This is a genomic window from Streptomyces sp. NPDC020681 (assembly GCF_044334895.1).
GTDB lineage: Bacteria > Actinomycetota > Actinomycetes > Streptomycetales > Streptomycetaceae > Streptomyces.
Window position 1 is genome coordinate 437183 of sequence record NZ_JBIRTX010000004.1, and the last position, 19504, is coordinate 456686.

18 protein-coding genes are annotated in these 19504 nt (G+C 70.6%); 14 read left to right on the forward strand and 4 right to left on the reverse strand.

Annotated elements, in window-relative coordinates:
* Window positions 1-55: 55 nt before the first annotated feature.
* A complete protein-coding gene (locus tag ACH4YL_RS12155; protein WP_398507171.1) occupies window positions 56-1585 on the reverse strand; it encodes an amino acid permease in 1530 nt (509 codons plus the stop codon).
* A 76-nt stretch (window positions 1586-1661) separates the two neighbouring features.
* Complete coding sequence (locus ACH4YL_RS12160; protein WP_398507172.1) at window positions 1662-2642, reverse strand: hypothetical protein; 981 nt, start codon at window positions 2640-2642, stop codon at window positions 1662-1664.
* Window positions 2643-2860: 218 nt separating this feature from the next.
* Between ACH4YL_RS12160 and ACH4YL_RS12165 the strand changes: the two genes are divergently transcribed.
* The 5 genes from ACH4YL_RS12165 (at window position 2861) to ACH4YL_RS12185 (ending at window position 9218) form a co-directional block, all read left to right on the forward strand.
* Window positions 2861-4315 (forward strand): FGGY family carbohydrate kinase, encoded by a 1455-nt coding sequence (locus ACH4YL_RS12165; protein ID WP_398507173.1) that lies wholly within the window; start codon window positions 2861-2863, stop codon window positions 4313-4315.
* A complete protein-coding gene (locus ACH4YL_RS12170; protein ID WP_398507174.1) occupies window positions 4312-5706 on the forward strand; it encodes an FAD-dependent oxidoreductase in 1395 nt (464 codons plus the stop codon). Before ACH4YL_RS12165 ends, ACH4YL_RS12170 begins: the two co-directional genes overlap by 4 nt.
* Window positions 5703-6926, forward strand: a complete 1224-nt coding sequence (locus ACH4YL_RS12175) for an NAD(P)/FAD-dependent oxidoreductase (RefSeq protein ID WP_398507175.1) — start codon at window positions 5703-5705, stop codon at window positions 6924-6926. The genes ACH4YL_RS12170 and ACH4YL_RS12175 overlap by 4 nt, the downstream gene beginning before the upstream one ends.
* A gap of 73 nt (window positions 6927-6999) precedes the next feature.
* The gene (locus ACH4YL_RS12180; protein ID WP_398507176.1) at window positions 7000-8475 is read left to right on the forward strand and encodes an AlkA N-terminal domain-containing protein; all 1476 of its coding nucleotides are present in this window, start codon (window positions 7000-7002) and stop codon (window positions 8473-8475) included.
* 53 nt (window positions 8476-8528) lie between these two features.
* The gene (locus ACH4YL_RS12185) at window positions 8529-9218 is read left to right on the forward strand and encodes a 2OG-Fe(II) oxygenase (protein WP_398507340.1); all 690 of its coding nucleotides are present in this window, start codon (window positions 8529-8531) and stop codon (window positions 9216-9218) included.
* 13 nt (window positions 9219-9231) lie between these two features.
* Here ACH4YL_RS12185 and ACH4YL_RS12190 read toward each other — a convergent pair whose 3' ends face one another.
* Window positions 9232-9654, reverse strand: a complete 423-nt coding sequence (locus ACH4YL_RS12190) for a DUF350 domain-containing protein (protein WP_398507177.1) — start codon at window positions 9652-9654, stop codon at window positions 9232-9234.
* Window positions 9655-9843: 189 nt separating this feature from the next.
* Between ACH4YL_RS12190 and panD the strand changes: the two genes are divergently transcribed.
* From panD to ACH4YL_RS12205, 3 genes are read left to right on the forward strand one after another with little or no spacing between them, the layout of a single operon-like run.
* Entirely contained in the window at window positions 9844-10260 is a 417-nt protein-coding gene (gene panD, locus ACH4YL_RS12195; RefSeq protein ID WP_398507178.1) for an aspartate 1-decarboxylase, read from the forward strand.
* Window positions 10261-10297: 37 nt separating this feature from the next.
* Window positions 10298-10642 carry a GNAT family N-acetyltransferase gene (locus tag ACH4YL_RS12200; protein WP_398507179.1) on the forward strand — a complete coding sequence of 115 codons (345 nt, stop codon included), beginning with the start codon at window positions 10298-10300 and terminating at the stop codon, window positions 10640-10642.
* A 5-nt stretch (window positions 10643-10647) separates the two neighbouring features.
* Window positions 10648-11292 (forward strand): aspartate/glutamate racemase family protein, encoded by a 645-nt coding sequence (locus ACH4YL_RS12205; protein ID WP_398507180.1) that lies wholly within the window; start codon window positions 10648-10650, stop codon window positions 11290-11292.
* A 290-nt stretch (window positions 11293-11582) separates the two neighbouring features.
* Here ACH4YL_RS12205 and gndA read toward each other — a convergent pair whose 3' ends face one another.
* Window positions 11583-13025: an NADP-dependent phosphogluconate dehydrogenase gene (gene gndA / locus ACH4YL_RS12210; RefSeq protein ID WP_398507181.1), complete on the reverse strand. Its 1443-nt coding sequence runs from the start codon at window positions 13023-13025 to the stop codon at window positions 11583-11585.
* A 411-nt stretch (window positions 13026-13436) separates the two neighbouring features.
* Between gndA and ACH4YL_RS12215 the strand changes: the two genes are divergently transcribed.
* The 6 genes from ACH4YL_RS12215 (at window position 13437) to ACH4YL_RS12240 (ending at window position 19492) form a co-directional block, all read left to right on the forward strand.
* On the forward strand, window positions 13437-14198 hold the full coding sequence (locus ACH4YL_RS12215; protein ID WP_398507182.1) for a DeoR/GlpR family DNA-binding transcription regulator: 762 nt from the start codon (window positions 13437-13439) through the stop codon (window positions 14196-14198).
* A gap of 129 nt (window positions 14199-14327) precedes the next feature.
* Window positions 14328-15686: an ABC transporter substrate-binding protein gene (locus tag ACH4YL_RS12220; protein ID WP_398507183.1), complete on the forward strand. Its 1359-nt coding sequence runs from the start codon at window positions 14328-14330 to the stop codon at window positions 15684-15686.
* Complete coding sequence (locus ACH4YL_RS12225) at window positions 15683-16657, forward strand: carbohydrate ABC transporter permease (RefSeq protein WP_398507184.1); 975 nt, start codon at window positions 15683-15685, stop codon at window positions 16655-16657. The genes ACH4YL_RS12220 and ACH4YL_RS12225 overlap by 4 nt, the downstream gene beginning before the upstream one ends.
* Window positions 16654-17538: a carbohydrate ABC transporter permease gene (locus tag ACH4YL_RS12230; protein ID WP_398507185.1), complete on the forward strand. Its 885-nt coding sequence runs from the start codon at window positions 16654-16656 to the stop codon at window positions 17536-17538. The genes ACH4YL_RS12225 and ACH4YL_RS12230 overlap by 4 nt, the downstream gene beginning before the upstream one ends.
* The gene (locus ACH4YL_RS12235; RefSeq protein WP_398507186.1) at window positions 17535-18527 is read left to right on the forward strand and encodes a zinc-dependent alcohol dehydrogenase family protein; all 993 of its coding nucleotides are present in this window, start codon (window positions 17535-17537) and stop codon (window positions 18525-18527) included. Before ACH4YL_RS12230 ends, ACH4YL_RS12235 begins: the two co-directional genes overlap by 4 nt.
* On the forward strand, window positions 18524-19492 hold the full coding sequence (locus ACH4YL_RS12240; protein ID WP_398507187.1) for a carbohydrate kinase: 969 nt from the start codon (window positions 18524-18526) through the stop codon (window positions 19490-19492). The genes ACH4YL_RS12235 and ACH4YL_RS12240 overlap by 4 nt, the downstream gene beginning before the upstream one ends.
* Window positions 19493-19504 lie beyond the last annotated feature (12 nt).

Sequence of the window (19504 nt, forward strand, 5' to 3'; positions counted from 1 at the left end):
GAAAACGGTTCGGGGCCCGTCAACGGACGGGCCCCGAACCGCTCTCCTGCGTGTCTCAGACGATCTGGTCGGCGATCTCCGCCTGCTCACGCGCGGAGCCGTACGCCTGCGGTGTGCCGTACGAGCGGCGCGCCACGAACCACCACACCGTCGCCAGTACCAGCACGGTGACCAATGCGACCGAGGCGTAGTTCATCGTGTCGACCGTCACCGGGTTCGACTGCGGCAGACAGAACAGCACGGTCACACCGGCCACCCACACCACCGCGATCCAGCCGATCGGCTTGCTCCAGCGGCCCAGGTTCCACGGACCCGGCTCGAACCGGTCCCCGGCGCGCAGCCGCAGATAGACCGGGATGGCATACGCCGGAGTGATGCCGATGACATTGATCGCGGTCACCGCGCCGTACGCGGTCGTGGAGTACAGCGACGGCACCGCCAGCAGACAGGCGAAGCCCACCGACAGCCACACCGCCGGGACCGGGGTCTGGGTGCGGCTGCTGACCTTGCGCCACAGGGCCGAGCCGGGCAGCGCGTTGTCCCGGCTGAACGCGAAGACCATGCGGCTGGCCGCGGCGACCTCGGCGTTGCCGCAGAACAGCTGCGCCACGATGACCACCAGCAGCAGCGCGGACGCGCCTCCGGTGCCGAGCGCATCGAGCAGGATCTGCGCCGGCGGCACGCCGGTCGATGTCTCCTGCGTGCCCGCGTAGTCCTGGATGGCGAAGGTCAGCCCCGCGAGCAGCGCGAAACCGGCGATCCAGGAGACCCAGATGGAACGCACGATGCCACGCGCTGCGGATACGGAGGCATTGGAGGTCTCCTCCGACAGATGCGCCGACGCGTCATAGCCGGAGAAGGTGTACTGGGCCAGCAGCAGGCCGATCGCCGCCACATAGATGGGGTTCTCCCAGCCCGTGCCGTTGACGAACTCGGTGAAGACGAACTCCGGGGACTGGTGGTCGGACGGCACGATCGCGAGCGCGCCGACGATCAGCGCGACACCGCCCAGGTGCCACCACACGCTCACCGAGTTGAGCACACTGACCAGCCGTACGCCGAACAGATTCAAGGTGGCGTGCACCAGCAGAATGCACATGAAGATGATCATTGTGGAGCCGGGTGTGGGATCGAAGCCCCACTGCAGATTCATGAACGCGCCGGTGAACAGCGCGCAGCCGTAGTCGATGCCGGCGATCGCGCCCAGCAGGCCCAGCAGATTCAGCCAGCCCGTGTACCAGCCCCACTTGCGGCCGCCGAGCCGGTCCGCCATGTAGTACAGCGCGCCGGACGTCGGATAGGCGCTGGTGACCTCGGCGAGCGCCATGCCGACGCAGAGCACGAACAGGCCGACGCCCGCCCAGCCCCACAGCATCACCGCGGGTCCGCCGGTGTTCATGCCGAAGCCGTACAGCGTCATACAGCCGGAGAGGATGGAGATGACGGAGAAGCTGATGGCGAAATTGCCGAAGCCTCCCATGCGGCGCGCCAGAACGGGCTGATAGCCGAGTTCCCGCAGCCGTTCCTCCTCGTCCTTGGGGAGCGCCGGGTCGGAACTCGAGAACCTCGGCGGGGATATGGACATCGAAATACCTCCGGGGAAAGGAAGATGCACTGGGCGGACAGGGGAGTGGTGCAGTGCGATGGATCGAGGTCCGGCGTCAGCCGTCCGCGTCGCCCGCGGCGGCGAGACATCGGCTGCGGGCACGGAGGAACAGCTCTTGCGCCAGTCCTGTGTCGCCCGGGCTCTGGGTCCGGTACGACCACGGCGGTGAGGTGTAGTACGGGCCCAGCGCCGTGAACACCCGGGCGGCGTCGGCGAACTGGTCCGACCCCCACAGGGCGTGGGCCAGATGGTTGAGATCCAGAAGTGAGCACCGGGCCGGATCCACCTCGTCGAACCAGCCGTGCAGCGCGCGCAGCGACTCCCTCGCCGCGTCGTCCGTCACCCAGTGCAGATCCAGCGCCCGCTCATGGCCCTTGTCGCGGCGATAGCGCTCCACGCGTACATACAGCGGAAGCGCCAGCACGGCCGAGCCGCCGGGTGCGGAAGTGGCCGCCCACTGAACGAAGTTGAACGCTTCGGAGAGCTGACCGCCGGATCTTCGGGCGTAGACGAACTGGAGCATCCGGTGGTACGCCTCGCGGTTGTACGGGTCGCGTTTGTCGGCCTCCGCCAGCAGTCCCCACGGCCCGGGAAACAGCATCGGCCCGGGCGGCACCGCCCGGTGCTCGTCCATCCGCTGGTTCTCGTCGAGCTGGGCCAGCGCCAGCAGACAGACCCACGGCACCGGATCGTCGGGCGACTGATGTGCGGCGATCCGGCAGGCCTCCCAGGCCTCGTGCCATAACTCCTTGGTGCGCCGATGGCCCTCGCGATGGGCCCGGAGCACCCGCTCGACGGTGACCCTGCCGTGCATCACGGTCGCGGCGAGCGACCGGGGCTCCTCCGAGCGCCAGGCCTGCACGGCATCGGATCCGGCGGCCACCGCCGCGAGCACCTGTGTCCGCTGGGTCCACACGCCCCAGTCGGAGGTGGCGGCCAGCAGATTGCGCATCGACAGCCAGCGACCCGTGCGTAAGTCCTGCATGGCAGTCCGCAGCTCACTGTCGTGGCCCGCCGGGTGGTACACCGGGATCATGCGGTCCTCTGCTGGCGGTGGAGGGTCGTACCGGCTGCGGAAGGAGAGTTCCGCTTCCAGATGGTCGCGCCGATCTTACTCAACTGTTCGATATCGACAAGAAGTTGATGAAGTGTCAGCCAAAAGCGATCGTTCAGGCTGTCCCTTGACGAAGGCCCCGGCCTGCTCCAGGCTTCTCTCGTCAACGATCAAGGTTTTACCGGACAGCGAGGTAGCCGATGCCAGGCCCTGTGCTTGCCGTCGACCAAGGCACCTCCGGGACAAAGGCCCTGGTCATCTGCCCGGAGCGCGGTGTGATCGGCTCCGGCTCCGCATCGGTGAGCCCGCGCTACGGCCCCGGCGGAAGAGTGGAGGTCGACCCAAGGGCCCTGCTGAGTTCGGTCGTCGACGCCGGACGCCAGGCCCTGGCCGAGGCGGCCGAGCCCGTCGCCGCCGTCGGCCTCGCCAATCAGGGCGAGACGGTACTGGCCTGGGACCCGGTCAGCGGCGAGCCGCTGACCGACGCGATCGTCTGGCAGGACCGGCGGGCCGAGCCGCTCTGCGCCGAACTCGCCCCGCACGCCGACGAACTGACCCGGCTGACCGGTCTGCCTCTCGATCCCTACTTCGCCGCGCCCAAAATGGCATGGATACGCCGGGAACTCACCCGCGAAGGCGTCGTCACCACCAGCGACGCCTGGCTGATCCACCGGCTGACCGGCGCGTATGTCACCGATGCGGCGACCGCCGGACGTACCCAGCTCCTCGACCTCGACCGGGTGGCCTGGTCGCCCGAGGCCCTCGACATCTTCGGGCTGGGCGACGAGCGGCTGCCGGAGGTCGTCGACGCGGACGGCCCGGTCGGCATCACCACCGCCTTCGGCGACGGCATTCCGCTGACCGGACTCCTCGTCGACCAGCAGGCGGCGCTGCTCGCCCAGAGCGTCACCGAACCGGGCACCGCCAAGTGCACCTATGGCACGGGTGCGTTCCTGCTCGCCCAGACCGGGTCCAGCCCACGCCGTACCACCAGCGGACTCGTCAGCTGCGTCGCCTGGAGGCTCGGCGGACGGACCAGCTACTGCCTCGACGGTCAGGTCTACACGGCCGCTTCCGCCGTGCGCTGGCTCAGCGACCTCGGCGTGATCTCCGGCGCCGCAGACCTGGACCCGGTCGGCTCCGCCGTGCCGGACAGCGGCGGCGTCACGTTCGTACCGGCGCTCGCCGGGCTCGCCGCGCCGTGGTGGCGCGGCGATCTGCGCGGCTCGCTGACCGGCCTCGGACTCGACACCGGCCCCGGTCATCTGGTGCGGGCGCTGTGCGAAGGCATCGCCGCGCAGGTCGTCTCGCTCACCGACGCGGTCGCGGCCGATCTCGGCCGGCCGCTGACGGGACTGCGGGTCGACGGCGGTCTGACCCGCTCGTCCCTGCTCATGCAGACGCAGGCGGATCTGCTCCAACTGCCCGTCGAGGTCTCGGCGCTGCCGGATGTCACCGCGCTCGGCGTCGGGGCCGTCGCACGGCTCGGCATGGACCAGAGCCTCAGCCCCGAGCAGGCGATTCCCGCCTGGGAGCCGTCCGCGGTCTACGAGCCGCGGATCAGTGCCGCCGAGGCGGCCGAACGGCTCGGGCGCTTCCGCGCCGAGGTCGCCGCACTGCTGGACCGCACGCCGCCGGCACCAGGAGCACCATGAGCGTCACGACCTCGGGGCAGCTGCCGCAGACCATGCACGATGTGATCGTCGTCGGCGCCGGAGTGGTCGGGTCGGCGATCGCCCGCGAACTCGCCCGCCACCGGCTGCGCACCGCACTCGTGGACGGGTCCGACGATGTCGGCAACGGCACGTCCAAGGCCAACACCGCCATCCTGCACACCGGTTTCGACGCGGTGCCCGGCTCACTCGAATCCCGGCTCGTACGCGAAGGACAGCGCAGACTCGCCGCCTACGCCGAAGAGGCCGGGATCCCGCTCGAACCACTCGGCGCGCTGCTTGTCGCCTGGAACCAGGAACAGCTCGCCGCGCTCCCGGCGCTCGCCGCCAAGGCCGAACGCAACGGCTACCACGACGCGCGGCTGATCGACGCCGACGAAGTACGCCGCCGTGAACCGCACCTCGGCCCCGGCGCGCTCGGCGCACTGGACGTCCCGGGCGAGAGCATCATCTGTCCGTGGACCACGACGCTGGCCTACGCCACCCAGGCCGTACGCGCCGGAGTCGACCTGCATCTGAACTGCCCCGTGGAAAGCGTCACCAGCGGCACCCATCATGAACTGGCCACCGGGCGGGGCCTGTTGCGTACCCGCTATCTCGTCAACGCCGCCGGACTGCACGCCGACGAACTCGACCGTCGGCTCGGCCACGACGACTTCACCGTCACTCCGCGCCGCGGCCAGCTGATCGTCTTCGACAAGTTCGCCCGCGATCTCGTCCGTCACATCCTGCTGCCGGTGCCGACCGCGCTCGGCAAGGGCGTCCTCGTCTCACCGACCGTGTACGGCAATGTGATGCTCGGCCCGACGGCCGAAGACCTCGACGACAAGCAGGCCACCGGATCGACCGCCGAAGGACTGGCCGGCCTCCTCGAGAAGGGCCGGCGGATCGTGCCCGAGCTGGTGACCGAGGAGGTGACCGCCGTCTACGCGGGCCTGCGTGCCGCCACCGAGCACGACGACTACCGCATCCGGGCCCATCCACGGCAGCGGTACATCACGGTCGGCGGCATCCGGTCCACCGGACTGACCGCCTCCATGGCCATCGCCGCCCATGTCGCCGTTCTCCTCGCGGACTCCGGTCTCGACCTCGGACCGGCGCGCGAGCTTGAGCCCGTACGCATGCCGAACATCGGCGAGTTGTCGCCGAGGCCCTACCAGCGGGCCGAGCTCATCGCCGCCGACCCCGCGTACGGCACGCTCGTCTGCCACTGCGAGCGGGTCTCGCACGGCGAGATCCGCGACGCACTCGACAGCACGGTCCCACCCGGCTCGCTCGACGGATTGCGGCGGCGCACCCGGGCACGCGGCGGCCGCTGCCAGGGCTTCTACTGCGGGCCCGCGGTGCGCGAGCTCTTCGAGGCACGCCGATGAGCCGGCCGGAGCGTGCGGTCGACGTCCTTGTCGTGGGCGCGGGACCGGCCGGACTGGCCGCGGCCGCCCGCCTTGCCGCAGCGGGAGCGGGCCGGGTCGAGATCCTCGAACGGGAGCAGCAGCCGGGCGGCATTCCGCGTCACTGCTGCCACGGCGGCTTCGGACGGCGGGAGCGGCGCCGCCCGACGACCGGCCCGCAGTACGCGCGTCACCTCGTCGACGAGGCCGTTCGCGTCGGAGCCGAGCTGCGCTCCGGTGTCACGGCCACCGGCTGGGCGGGCCCGCGCACCCTGGACACCACAGGGCCCACGGGCCTGGAACGCATCACCGCGCGGGCCGTCGTCCTCGCCACCGGCGCCCGCGAACGCCCGCGCAGCGCCCGGCTGGTGCCCGGCACCCGGCCCGCCGGTGTGCTGACCACCGGCGAACTCCAGCAGGCTGTCCACCTCCACGGGCAGCGGGTCGGCAGCCGCGCGGTCGTCGTCGGCGCGGAACCCGTCGCCTTCTCCGCCGTACGCACCCTGCACGCCGGTGGCGTCGAGACCGTCGCGGTCGTCACCGAACAGCCGCGCCTGTCGTTGCCGTCGCTGCGCCGCCAGGTTCCGGTCCTGACCAGGACCGACGTCACCGAGCTGATCGGACGCGGCCGACTGACCGGAGTCCGGCTGCGGCACCGGGACGGCAGAACCACCACCGTCCGCTGCGACACGATCGTCTTCACCGGCGACTGGATCCCGGACCACGAACTGGCCAGGCGCGGCGGCATCCCGCTGGACGAGGGCACCCGCGGACCGGCGATCGACACCGCCTTCCGCACCGCCGAGCCCGGTGTCTTCGCCGCCGGCAATCTGCTGCACGGCGCCGAGCGGGCCTCGGTCGCGGCCGAGGAGGGCCGGTGCGCGGCGGACCATGTGCTGCGGCATCTCGCGGGAGAGGCGTGGCCCGGCCCCGGGCTTGCTGTCCAGGCCGAAGGACCGCTGCTGTGGGCGGCGCCGAACCGGATCGACCCGCGCGGTCCACTGCCGATGCTGGGCCGCTTCATGCTGCGTACGGCCGAGCCGCTGGCCCTGCCTCGACTCGTCGTGCGGCAGAACAGCCGGGTGCTGCATCGGTCGCGCCTGCTGCGGCCCGCGCTGCCCGGCCGTCCGCTGCGTCTGCGCGCCGACTGGATCGCAGCGGCCGACGCCGGCGGCGGACCCGTGTTGATCACCCTGGGCTAGCCGAAAAGACGGGCCGAACTCCACGTCCGATTTCCGCCAGCCCCGGCTCCTGGACGGTGCCCATACTGGCCGTATGACCATCGAGGACACCCGGTACGACAGCAGATACGAGGCGGTGAGCAGCAGGGACGCCCGGTTCGACGGAGTCTTCTTCTTCGCCGTCTCCACCACCGGAATCTACTGCCGGCCCAGTTGCCCCGCGATCACGCCCAAGCGCCGGAACGTGACCTTCTACCCGACGGCCGCCGCGGCCCAGGGCGCGGGCTACCGCGCCTGCCGCCGCTGCCGCCCCGACGCCGTGCCGGGCTCCGCCGAGTGGAACGCCCGCGCCGACGTCGTGGGCCGGGCCGTGCGGCTGATCGGCGACGGAGTCGTCGATCGCGAGGGTGTCGCGGGCCTCGCCAGCAGGCTGGGCTACAGCGCCCGCCAGGTGCAGCGCCAGCTGACCGCCGAACTCGGCGCCGGGCCCATCGCGCTCGCCCGGGCCCAGCGCGGCCACACCGCCCGCGTACTGCTGCAGACCACCACCATGCAGGCCGCGGAGATCGCCTTCGCCGCCGGATTCGCGAGCGTGCGGCAGTTCAACGACACCATCCGCGAGATCTACGCCGCGACGCCGAGCGAACTGCGCTCCGCCCGGCCCGGGAGCCGTACCCGATTCGGCCCTGTCGCCACGGAGAACGGCACCGCGGGCGTGCCGCTGCGACTGGCCCACCGCGGTCAGTACGCCGCCGCCGAGATCTTCGGCCATCTCGCCGCCCGCGCCCTCACCGGCATCGAGGAGATCGTCGGCGAACGCGGCTCCCGCGTCTACCGGCGCACCCTGCGGCTGCCCGGCGGGCCTGGCATCGCCGAGGTCGGCGAACGGCCGGGAGCGGGCGGCTGGCTGGACTGCCGGCTGCACCTCAACGACCTGCGCGATCTGACCACGGCCACACAACGGATGCGCCGGCTGTTCGACCTGGACGCCGACCCGTGCGCCGTCGCCGAACGCCTCGGCGCCGACCCGGTGTTGGCCCCGCTCGTAGCCGCCCGACCCGGCCTGCGCGCCCCGGGCACGCCCGACCCGCACGAACTGGCCGTACGAGCGGTGCTGGGCCAACAGGTCTCCGTGGCGGCGGGACGCAAGCTCGGCAACGCGCTGATCGCGGCGTACGGACAGCCGCTGTGCGAGCCCAGCGGCGGCCTCACCCATCTGTTCCCCGAGCCGGACACCCTCGCCGATGCGGCACTCGACGAGCTCGGCATGCCCGAAGCCCGGCGCGCCACGCTCCGTACGCTGACGGCCGCACTCGCCGACGGATCGGTGGTGCTCGACCCCGGCGCCGACCGCGACGAGACCGAGCGGCAGCTCCTCGCGCTGCCCGGCATCGGACCCTGGACGGCCGGCTATGTCCGCATGCGCGGCCTCGGCGACCCTGATGTGCTGCTGACCGGGGATGTGGCCGTGCAGGCCGCGATGCGCCGCGCGGGCGCGAGCACGGCCGGCACCGAAGGCTGGCGGCCCTGGAGTTCGTACGCCATGCACCACTTCTGGAACATGCCATGACCCGGAAGGCGACGACCGCGATGCCCGCGAAGACGGTGAAGACGACGCTGCCGATGACCGACGTCGAGTGGAAGGAGCTCGCCGAGGAGATCGACGAGTACGGCTGCGCGCTCACCCCGCGGATCCTCGACCCGGGCGCGTGCCGGTCGATCGCGGCGCTGTACGACGACACGGAACGCTTCCGGTCCACCGTCGACATGGCCCGCTACCGCTTCGGCTCCGGCGAGTACCGCTACTTCGCCGACCCGCTCCCGGACGCCGTACGGCAGTTGCGGGCCGCGTTCTATCCGCGTCTGCTGCCGATCGCCCGCGACTGGGCCGCCCGGCTCGACCGCCCCGCACCGTGGCCCGACCGGCTGGAGGACTGGCTGGCGATGTGCCACGAGGCCGGACAGACCAGGCCCGCCCAGATCCTGCTGCGGTACGGCACGGGCGACTGGAACGCCCTGCACCGTGACCTGTTCGGCGACGCCGTCTTCCCGCTGCAGGTCGTGATCGGCCTGGACGAGCCCGAAGCGGACTACACGGGTGGCGAGTTCCTGCTGGTCGAGCAGCGGCCCCGGGCGCAGTCACGCGGCACCGCGACCCTGCTCAAGCAGGGGCATGCGTTGATCTTCACCACCCGTGACCGCCCGGTCCTCGCCAAGCGCGGCTGGTCGGCGTCGCCGGTACGGCACGGAGTGAGCGCGGTCCGGTCGGGCCGGCGGCACACCCTGGGTCTGGTGTTCCACGACGCGTCGTAGGAACCCAGGGGTCTCAGGCGATGGACGCCGAGACGATCGCCGACACCGCCAGATTGCAGGACGCCGTCACCCACACTGCCGGATGCGGCTCCGGCTCCACCAGGGTCGCCCCGAGCTTGCCCGGCGTGACGAGGTCCACCACCAGGAACGCCACACCCATCATCAGCAGGCCCAGCAGTCCGAACGCGGCGGTGGAGACAAGGCCCTTGCCGAAGTTGTCGTACGTGGTCCAGATCGAGGTGAACACGATCCCGCCGATGCCCAGCAGCGCGGAGCTCAGCAGCAGCGCGGCGTTGCGGTTGCGGTCCTCCCAGATCTGTCGGCCGAGCTTGCCGGGCGTCAGCAGGTCGATCAGGACTATGCCGAGGATCAGGAGGACCACACCGAGTGCGCCGTACGCGCTCGCGCGGCCAAGTCCGTTGACGATGTCGCTCATTGAGGGGGCGGTCTCCGTGTCGATGAGATGGTGCTGGTCAAGGGCGCGCAAAATCTACCGCACGGATCCGGCCAGTTGATCAGGTGTCCCGGCTCACCCGTACGGGCGCAGCGGCGCGGCGTACTCTGTCCGGTGTTGGCGTGCACCCCGCACGGGGGCGCGACCCTTTGTTCACAGGAGTGTGACGCCGTGCAGCGCACCATGTTCAAGTCCAAGATCCACCGGGCCACCGTGACCGAGGCCGACCTGCACTACGTCGGGTCCGTCACCGTCGACGCGGAGCTGATGGAGGCCGCCGATCTGCTGCCCGGCGAGCTGGTGCACATCGTCGACATCACCAACGGCGCCCGGCTGGAGACCTATGTCATCGAAGGCGCACGCGGCTCGGGAGTCATCGGCATCAACGGCGCAGCCGCCCATCTCGTGCACCCCGGCGATCTCGTCATCCTGATCAGCTACGCCCAGGTCGACGACGCCGAGGCACGGTCGCTCGTGCCGAGCGTCGTGCATGTCGACGCGGCGAACCGGATCGTCGACCTGGGCTCGGACCTGTCCGAGCCCGTGCCCGGCAGCCGTACGGCACGCAGTCCGCACGCCGTAGTCTGACAATTCGGCCCGCCGCCCGAAGCGAGGAGAAGCCCGCATGTCAGAGCTGGAGATCCGCGACAACAGAGCGGACGGCCTGCTGGAGGCGTACGAGGACGGCGACGTCGCCGGACGCATCGCCTACTTCACGCTCGACGCGACGCCCGCCGCGCTCGTCGCCGTGCACACCGTCGTCGAGCGGGAACACGAGGGCAAGGGTGTCGCGGGCGCGCTGGTGCGGGAGTTCTACGCCATGGCCGCGCGCGAGGGCGTGCCCGTCGTGCCGTTGTGCCCGTACGCCGCCAAGTGGGCCGAGCGGCACCCGGACGAGGCTCCCGAGGCGCCCGCCGAACTGGTCAGGGCTGCCGAGGAGCAGCTCAAGGCCGACCCGCGGCTCTGGTGACGGCCGTGCTGACGCTGCTGCACACCTCACCGCTCCATGTCCCGGTCTTCGACGCCCTGCGCGACCAGGACCACCCGGGCGTCACGCTGCGGCACCTCGTCCACGAGGACCTGCTCGCCCGGGCCATGGCGGAGGGCCCGCAGGCCGTCGCCGCGGATGTCGCCGCCGTACTCGCCGGAGCGGTCGCCGAAGGTGCGAGCGCGGTGCTGTGCACCTGCTCCTCCGTCGGCGGCGTCGCCGAGGCGGCCGCGGTGGAACTCGGCGTACCGGTCCTGCGGGTCGACCGGCCGATGGCAGCGGCGGCGGCCGCCTGCGACCGGGTCGTGGTGGTCGCGACCGTGCGCAGCACCTTCGAGCCGACGGCCGCGCTGATCCGTGAAGAGGCCGCGGGCCGCGCAGTCGACCTGCGGACCCTGTTCGTCGAAGGCGCCTGGGAGCGTCTGGAGGCCGGTGACCGCGACGGCTATCTCGACGCGGTTGCCGCCGCGGTCGACACCGTGCGCGAGGCCGATGTCATCGTGTTGGCCCAGGCGTCCATGACGGACGCCGCCGACCGTACGACCACCGCCGTGCCGGTCCTGTCCAGCCCGCGGCCCGGGCTGCGGGCGGCCGTCGAGGCGGCCGCGGAGGCAGTCGCAGCCGGATCCTGACGCGTGGATCCGGCGCGCGTGGGCACGCGCACCGGGAGACATTGGGAACGCACGACCTACGCGCCACTGGAGGTCCGGCATGACCCAGCCACCCGTACCGCCTTCGCCGATCCCGTCGCCGGGGCCGCCAGGACCGGACCCGGGCCCGCTGCCCGGGCCGGTGCCCACTCCTTCGCCACCGCCGGGCCCCGCGCCCGACCCCATTCCGCAGCCGCCGGGCCCCGGACCGGGCCCTGGCCCAGGACCTGAGCCGTCGCCCGAGCCGGAGCCTCAGCCGGGCCCGGTCTAGATCAGCCGCCGCTCACCTCCGAGCGGTCACCGCCCCAGAGGGTGTGGAACGAACCCTCCCGGTCGGTCCGCCGGTAGGTGTGCGCGCCGAAGAAGTCGCGCTGGCCCTGAGTGAGCGCCGCCGGCAGCCGCTCGGCGCGCAGGGCGTCGTAGTACGCGAGCGCCGCCGAGAAGCCCGGCGTCGGCACGCCCTGCCGGGCGGCCGTCGCGACCACCTCGCGCCAGTCGTCCTGTGCCGTGCCGATCTCCGCCGCGAACTGCTTGTCCGACAGCAGACTCGGCAGGTCGCGCTGCGTGTCGTACGCGCCGCGGATCCGGTCCAGGAACACCGCGCGGATGATGCAGCCCTCCCGCCAGATCGAGGACACCGAACCGAGGTCGATGTCCCAGTCGTACGCCTCGCTGCCCGCCTGGATCTGGTGGAAGCCCTGCGTGTACGACACGATCTTGGAGGCGTACAGCGCCTGCTCGACCCGTTCGGCGAACCGCGCCGCCTCCTCGGAGCCCAGCGGCTGCGGCGTCGGCCCCGGCAGTCCGCGCGAGGCGTCGCGCAGCGGCGCATGGCCGGAGACCGAGCGGGCGAAGACCGCCTCCGCGATCCCGGAGACCGGCACGCCGAGATCGAGGGCGATCTGCACGGTCCATCGGCCCGTGCCCTTCTGCTCGGCCTGGTCCGCGACGATGTCGACGAACGGCTTTCCGGTCGCCGCGTCCGTGTGGGCCAGCACCTCCGCCGTGATCTCGATCAGATACGAGTCGAGCCGCCCGGTGTTCCAGGTGCGGAAGGTCTCCGCGATCTGCGCGGGGGAGTAGCCGGCGACCGCCCGCAGCAGGTGATACGCCTCGGCGATCAGCTGCATGTCGGCGTACTCGATGCCGTTGTGCACCATCTTCACGAAGTGGCCCGCGCCGTCCGGGCCGATGTGCGCCACGCACGGCTGGCCGTCGTGCGCCTTCGCCGCGATCCGCTCGAGGAGCGGCCCGAGCGAGGCGTACGACTCGGACGAGCCGCCCGGCATGATGCTCGGCCCGTGCAGCGCGCCCTCCTCGCCGCCCGAGATGCCCACGCCCACGAAGTGGATGCCCCGCTCCCGCATTTCCTTCTCGCGGCGGCGGGTGTCGGCGAAGTGGGCGTTGCCGCCGTCGATGATGACGTCGCCCTCCTCCAGCAGCGGCGCGAACTCCTGAATCACCGCGTCCGTGGGATCACCGGCCTTGACCATGATCACCAGACGGCGCGGGCGCTCCAGCGCCGCCACGAACTCCTCGGCCGTCTCGGCGGGCACGAACGCGCCCTCGTCACCGAACTCCTCGACCAGCGCCCGGGTCTTTGCCGCCGTCCGGTTGTGGACGGCGACCGTGAAGCCGTTGCGGGCGAAGTTACGGGCGAGATTGCGGCCCATCACCGCGAGTCCCGTGACACCGATCTGGGCTGTTCCACTCATGCGTGTGCTCCTGGAGATCCGTCGGAAAATCCAATGTCCGCGCCCGTTCATACGTAGCCGCGGATCCAGCCATTCATCGATCCTCAAGCCCTTGAGAGTCTTGCGCATTCCGGCGCGCGAACCCGGCAAGATCCGAAAGACACCCGCTGCGCGCCAGCGACTGCCCGCGGGCACGGTTCGGACGCGGCAACAGGGTCAAGCGGGCAGCGACACCTGCCGCCGCTACCTGCACAAACTGCCCCACCAGCGGCGACGGCACATGCAAAACGGGCACGAACGGGCACAGCGAATGATGTGAAGGGCCTGGTCCAGCGGCCGGAATTGCTTGTACAAACGACCCATGGGCCCGAACGGACTCCAGGCCCCGCCGCACACACCGTGCAGCAGCGAGCAGAACCAGGGAAGTGCGCTGTGGACACCGACGAACGCCGAAGAGGAATTCTCGAGACGGCCCGACGCGACGGCGCCGTGGACGTCAACGATCTCGCTGGTCAATTCCAGGTGGCCAAGGAGACCATCAGGCGGGACCTGCACGCACTGGAGGAGCACGGACTGGTACGCCGTACGCACGGCGGGGCCTACCCGGTGGAGTCCGCCGGATTCGAGACCACGCTCGCCGTGCGGACCACCCGGCATGTGCCGCAGAAGTCGCGGATCGCGGCAGCAGCGGCCGATCTCCTCGGCGACGCGGAAACCGTCTTCGTCGACGAGGGCTTCACGCCGCAGCTCGTCGCCGAGGCGCTGCCGCGGGACCGGCCGCTGACCGTGGTCACCGCGTCGCTGGCCGTGGCGACCGTACTCGCGGACGCCGAGAAGATCGCCGTCCTGCTCCTCGGCGGTCGGGTCCGCGGCGGCACCATGGCCACCGTCGACCACTGGGCCACCAGAATGCTCGCCGGCTTCGTCATCGACCTGGCGTACGTCGGCGCGAACGGAATCTCGCGGGAGTACGGACTGACCACGCCCGACCCCGCGGTCAGCGAGGTGAAGGCACAGGCCATGCGCAGCTCCCGCCGCCGGATCTTCGCCGGAATCCACACCAAGTTCGGCGCCGTCAGCTTCTGCCGCTTCGCCGGCGTCGAAGACTTCGAGGCCGTCGTCACCGACGTCGGCCTGCCGTCCGCCGAAGCACACCGCTACTCCCTGCTCGGACCGCAGGTCATCCGGGTCTGAGCGGCCGGAGCCGCACAACTGCATCACCTCATGAGCGCGTTGATCCCCGGCCGGTTGGCCGAGGGCAGGCCAAACACGTCCTGAACACCGATCCGATCACGAGCCGCAACAAACGATCAGGAGAAACCAATGCCCCTCCAGCGACGACGACGCGCAATCAGCCTGAGTGTGGGGGCGGGCACGGCCGCCATGGCACTGCTCGCGGGGTGCAGCGGAGCAGGCGCCTCCTCCTCCGGAGAGAGCGACACGGTGAACGTACTGATGGTGAACAACCCGCAGATGGTCGAGCTGCAGAAGCTGACCGCGGCCAACTTCACCAAGGAGACCGGTATCAAGGTCAACTTCACCGTGCTGCCGGAGAACGACGTCCGCGACAAGATCAGTCAGGACTTCTCCAACCAGGCGGGCCAGTACGACGTGGCCACCATCAGCAACTACGAGGTGCCGTTCTACGCCAAGAACGGCTGGTTGCACGCCCTGGACGACTACGCCAAGAAGGACACCGCCTTCGACCAGGGCGACATCCTCAAGCCGCTGACGGAGTCGCTCACCGCGGCGGACGGAAAGCTCTACGCCGAGCCGTTCTACGGCGAGTCGTCCTTCCTCATGTACCGCAAGGACGTGCTGGCGGCGAAGAACCTGACGATGCCGGCCAAGCCCACCTGGACACAGGTGGCCGACATCGCCGCGAAGGCGGACGGCGCCGAGCCCGGCATGAAGGGCATCTGTCTGCGCGGACTCCCCGGCTGGGGCGAGGTCATTGCGCCGCTGACCACCGTCGTCAACACCATGGGCGGCACCTGGTTCACCGACAAGTGGGAGGCCAAGCTCACCTCGCCGGAGTTCAAGAAGGCCACCCAGTTCTATGTCGACCTGGTGCGCAAGCACGGTGAGGCCGGCGCGGCCCAGTCCGGGTACGCCGAGTGCCTCAACAACATGACCCAGGGCAAGACGGCCATGTGGTACGACGCCACCGCCGGGGCCGGCTCCCTGGAGGCGCCCGATTCGCCGGTGAAGGGCAAGATCGGCTACGTACCGGCTCCGGTGGAGAAGACCGAGAGCTCCGGCTGGCTCTACACCTGGGCCTGGGGCATGCAGAAGGCCTCCAAGAAGTCCGACAGCGCCTGGAAGTTCATCTCCTGGGCGTCCAGCAAGGAGTACGAGGAGCTGGTCGGCAAGACGAGCGGCTGGTCCAACGTCCCCGCGGGCAAGCGGGCGTCGACCTACGCCAACGCCGAGTACAAGAAGGCCGCCGGCGCCTTCGCGGAGATCACCGAGAAGGCCATCGCGAGCGCCAACCCGGAGAACCCCGGCGTCCAGCCCCGCCCCGCGGCCGGTATCCAGTTCGTCGGCATCCCCGAGTTCACCGACCTCGGCACCAAGGTCTCGCAGGAGATCAGCTCGGCCATCGCCGGCCGCCAGACCGTCGACCAGGCACTGGCCGCCTCCCAGAAGCTGGCCGAGAAGGTCGGCAAGGAGTACCAGTGACCGCCTCCGTCACCACCCCGCCGCTGAACCCGCAGGTTCGGTCGGAGCAGGCGCGGCGGCCCAGGACGCGGAAGTCGGGACCGCGGGCCTGGGCCACCCGGGCCCCGCTCCTGCCCGCCCTCGTCTTTTTGATCGCCGTCACCCAACTGCCCTTTGTGGCAACGCTGGTGATCTCGCTCTTCGACTGGAACTCCCTCGACCCCGACGCGCGCAGCTTCGCCGGCCTCTCCAACTACTCCGAGGTGGTCACCGACTCGGAGCTGCGTGAATCGGTCCTCACCACCGTCATGATCACCGCGAGCGTCGTCATCACCTCGGTGGTGCTCGGACTGCTGCTCGCGCTGCTGCTCGACCGCACCTTCTTCGGGCGCGGCATGGTGCGCACCCTGCTCATCACGCCGTTCCTGCTCGTCCCGGTCTCGGCGGCGCTGCTGTGGAAGCACGCGCTCTACAACCCGGAGTACGGGCTCTTCAACGGGGCCCTGACCTGGGTCGGCGAGCTGTTCGGCGATACGACCCCGGCGCAGCCGGACTGGATCTCCGACATGCCGCTGCTCGCCGTCGAGGCCTCCCTGGTGTGGCAGTGGACGCCCTTCATGATGCTGATCCTGCTCGCCGGACTGCAGAGCAGGCCCGCCGACATGATGGAGGCCGCGCGTCTCGACGGGGCGAGCAGCTGGCAGATGTTCCGCTATCTGACGCTGCCGCATCTGCGGCGGTACCTCGAACTGGGCGTACTGCTCGGCTCCGTGTACATCGTGCAGAACTTCGACGCGGTGTTCACCATCACCGGCGGAGGGCTCGGCACCGCCAACCTCCCGTACACCATCTACAACACCTTCTACCAGGCTCACGAGTACGGACTGGCGTCCGCCGTGGGAGTCGTCGTCGTGATCGGCACGATGATCATCGCGACCTTCGCGCTCCGGGTGGTCTCGTCCCTCTTCCGTGAGGAGGCGAACCGCGCATGACCGCTCCCACCGCAACAGCCCCCCGCGTAAAGCCGCAGCTGCCGCCCGCGGCACGCCGCGCCAAGCGCCGCTCCACCGCACTGGGCGTGGTGGCCTGGGTGGCGGGCATCGGCTTCTGTCTGCCCGCCCTGTGGATGCTGCTGACCTCGCTGCACGCGGAGTCGGACGCGGCGACCAATCCGCCGTCCATCGCCGCGTCGCTGACCCTCGACGGATACCGGGAGTTCTTCGGCGCGGGCGGCGGGCCGACTCCCTGGCCCTCCCTGATCAACTCCCTCTCCGCCTCGCTGTTCTCCACTCTGCTGGTGCTCGTGCTGGCGATCCCGGCCGCCTACGCGCTCTCCATCCGGCGCGTACGCAAGTGGACGGACGTGATGTTCTTCTTCCTGTCCACCAAGATGCTGCCGGTCGTCGCGGGCCTGCTGCCCATCTATCTGTTCGCGAAGAACACCGGAATGCTGGACAACGTCTGGCTCCTCGTTCTGCTCTACACCTCGATGAATCTGCCGATCGCGGTGTGGATGATGCAGTCCTTCCTCGCCGACGTGCCGGTCTCGATCATCGAGGCGGCCCAGGTGGACGGCGCCCGGCTGCCCACCGTCCTGGCCCGCGTGGTCGCGCCCATCGCCGCTCCGGGAATCGCGGCCACCGCGCTGATCTGCTTCATCTTCAGCTGGAACGAGCTGCTCTTCGCGCGGGTGCTCACCGGCGTCGTCGCCCAGACCGCGCCCGTCTATCTGATCGGAGTCGTCACCAGCCAGGGCCTGTTCCTCGCCCAGCTGTGCGCCGCGTCCGTCGTTGTGTCCCTGCCGGTGCTCGCCGCCGGCTACGCCGCCCAGGACAAGCTCGTCCAGGGCCTCTCGCTTGGAGCTGTTAAATGAGGGCAGCGATCGTCGAAGCCCCCGGCAAGGTCTCCGTCACGACGGTTCCCGACCCCACCCCGGGACCGCGGGAGGTTGTCGTCTCGGTGGCCTCGTGCGGTCTGTGCGGCACCGATCTGCACATCCTGCAGGGCGAGTTCGCGCCGACGCTGCCGATCCTGCCGGGGCATGAGTTCGCCGGTGAGGTCGTGGGCGTCGGGAGCAGGGTCACCGAAGTGGCCGTCGGGGACAAGGTCGCCGTCGACCCGTCCCTGCACTGTCACGAATGCCGCTACTGCCGGGCCGGCCGCGGCAACCTCTGCGACAACTGGGCCGCCATCGGCGTCACCGTCCCCGGCGGCGCGGCCGAATTCGCCGTCGCTCCGGTCGCGAACTGCGTACGGCTGCCGGACCACATCGACGTCAAGGACGCGGCGCTGATCGAGCCGCTGTCCTGTGCGGTGCGCGGATACGACGTACTCAACAGCAGCACGCTCGGCTCCAGCGTGCTGATCTACGGCTCCGGGACCATGGGCCTGATGATGCTGGAGCTCGCCAAGCGCACCGGCGCCGCCGGCGTGGACGTGCTCGACATCAATCCGGACCGGCTCGCGACGGCCTCTCTGCTCGGCTGCTCCCGCTCGGCAGCGCATGCCGAGGAGCTGGACCAGCCCGGCGGCTGGGACTTCGTGATCGACGCGACGGGCAACGCCGGGGCCATCCAGGACGGCCTCGGTCGGGTCGCCAAGGGCGGCACCTTCCTCCAGTTCGGTGTCGCCGACTACGCGACGACCGCGGTGATCGAGCCGTACCGCATCTACAACCAGGAGATCACCATCACCGGCTCGATGGCGGTGCTGCACAGCTACGAGCGGGCCGCGGCGCTCTTCGCCGCCGGGGTGCTCGACCCGTCGGTGTTCATCAGCGACCGGCTGCCGCTGGAGCGGTATCCGCAGGCGATCGACCAGTTCAAGGCGGGCCTCGGCCGCAAGATCGTGGTGGAGCCGTGACCGGGCGGGCCGACGGAGTGCTGGTGCTCGGCGAGGCGCTCATTGACCTCGTGCCGGTCGCCGCCTCCGTCATCGATGGGTTCTCCGGCCGCGGTTCCATCACCGTCACCGGTTCCGGCGAGCGGGAGTTGGAGCGTGCGCAGCCCGGCGGCGCGCCCGCCAACGTGGCGGTCGGCCTGGCACGTCTCGGCACGCCCGTCTCCTTCGCCGGAGCGCTCGGCTCGGACGGCTTCGCCCGCGCCATCGAGCGGCGGCTCACGGACGCCGGCGTCGATCTGTCGCTGTGTGCGCGCCCACCGCTGCCGACGGCGCTCGCGGTCGCCGACCCGGGACCGACGGGCAACGGCTACCACTTCCATCTCGAGTCCACGGCGACGTTCCAATTCCCGCCGCGCGAGGCCGAGTCCACGCATTTCGGAGCCGTGTACGCCGGAGGTCTCGCCGCCGTCGTCGAACCGGCGGCGGGGGCCGTCGCCGCCACCGCGCGCGCGGCCGCCCGGCATTCGCTGCTGGTGGTGGACCCCAATGTGCGCGAGGACCGCACCATCGACCCCGACCGGGGTCATCAACTGCTCCGCGAGCTCTGCGAGCTGGCCCATGTCGTCAAGGCCAGCGACGAAGACCTCCGGCGGCTGTGGCCGGACACCGACCCGGATCACAGCTGCCGGAAGCTCGCCGAGGAGGGCCGGCTGGTGGTGCTGACCCGCGGCGACCGGGGCGCGACAGCCTTTGTGCCCGGAGGCGCGTCCGTCTCCGTGCCGGCCGTGGCGGTCGAGGTGGTCAACACCATCGGCGCGGGCGATGCGTTCATGGCGGGAGTGCTCGCCTGGCTCGGCACCGAAGGCGGGTGGCAACGGGAGCTCTCGCCGGACCGTGCCGCAGCGATGCTGGACTTCGCGTCGCAGATCGCGGCATCGGTCGTCACACAGACGGGCACGGAGCCGACGGCCCCGGCTCAGGTCTGAGCCCCCGTGGCT

What these genes read in the sequence shown, in the direction of transcription:
- ACH4YL_RS12155 (WP_398507171.1), bottom strand. Translation starts at nt 1,585, where the DNA reads ATGTCCATATCCCCGCCGAGGTTCTCGAGTTCCGACCCGGCGCTCCCC.
- ACH4YL_RS12160 (WP_398507172.1), bottom strand. Translation starts at nt 2,642, where the DNA reads ATGATCCCGGTGTACCACCCGGCGGGCCACGACAGTGAGCTGCGGACT.
- ACH4YL_RS12165 (WP_398507173.1), top strand. Translation starts at nt 2,861, where the DNA reads ATGCCAGGCCCTGTGCTTGCCGTCGACCAAGGCACCTCCGGGACAAAG.
- ACH4YL_RS12170 (WP_398507174.1), top strand. Translation starts at nt 4,312, where the DNA reads ATGAGCGTCACGACCTCGGGGCAGCTGCCGCAGACCATGCACGATGTG.
- ACH4YL_RS12175 (WP_398507175.1), top strand. Translation starts at nt 5,703, where the DNA reads ATGAGCCGGCCGGAGCGTGCGGTCGACGTCCTTGTCGTGGGCGCGGGA.
- ACH4YL_RS12180 (WP_398507176.1), top strand. Translation starts at nt 7,000, where the DNA reads ATGACCATCGAGGACACCCGGTACGACAGCAGATACGAGGCGGTGAGC.
- ACH4YL_RS12185 (WP_398507340.1), top strand. Translation starts at nt 8,529, where the DNA reads ATGACCGACGTCGAGTGGAAGGAGCTCGCCGAGGAGATCGACGAGTAC.
- ACH4YL_RS12190 (WP_398507177.1), bottom strand. Translation starts at nt 9,654, where the DNA reads ATGAGCGACATCGTCAACGGACTTGGCCGCGCGAGCGCGTACGGCGCA.
- ACH4YL_RS12200 (WP_398507179.1), top strand. Translation starts at nt 10,298, where the DNA reads ATGTCAGAGCTGGAGATCCGCGACAACAGAGCGGACGGCCTGCTGGAG.
- gndA (WP_398507181.1), bottom strand. Translation starts at nt 13,025, where the DNA reads ATGAGTGGAACAGCCCAGATCGGTGTCACGGGACTCGCGGTGATGGGC.
- ACH4YL_RS12220 (WP_398507183.1), top strand. Translation starts at nt 14,328, where the DNA reads ATGCCCCTCCAGCGACGACGACGCGCAATCAGCCTGAGTGTGGGGGCG.
- ACH4YL_RS12230 (WP_398507185.1), top strand. Translation starts at nt 16,654, where the DNA reads ATGACCGCTCCCACCGCAACAGCCCCCCGCGTAAAGCCGCAGCTGCCG.
- ACH4YL_RS12235 (WP_398507186.1), top strand. Translation starts at nt 17,535, where the DNA reads ATGAGGGCAGCGATCGTCGAAGCCCCCGGCAAGGTCTCCGTCACGACG.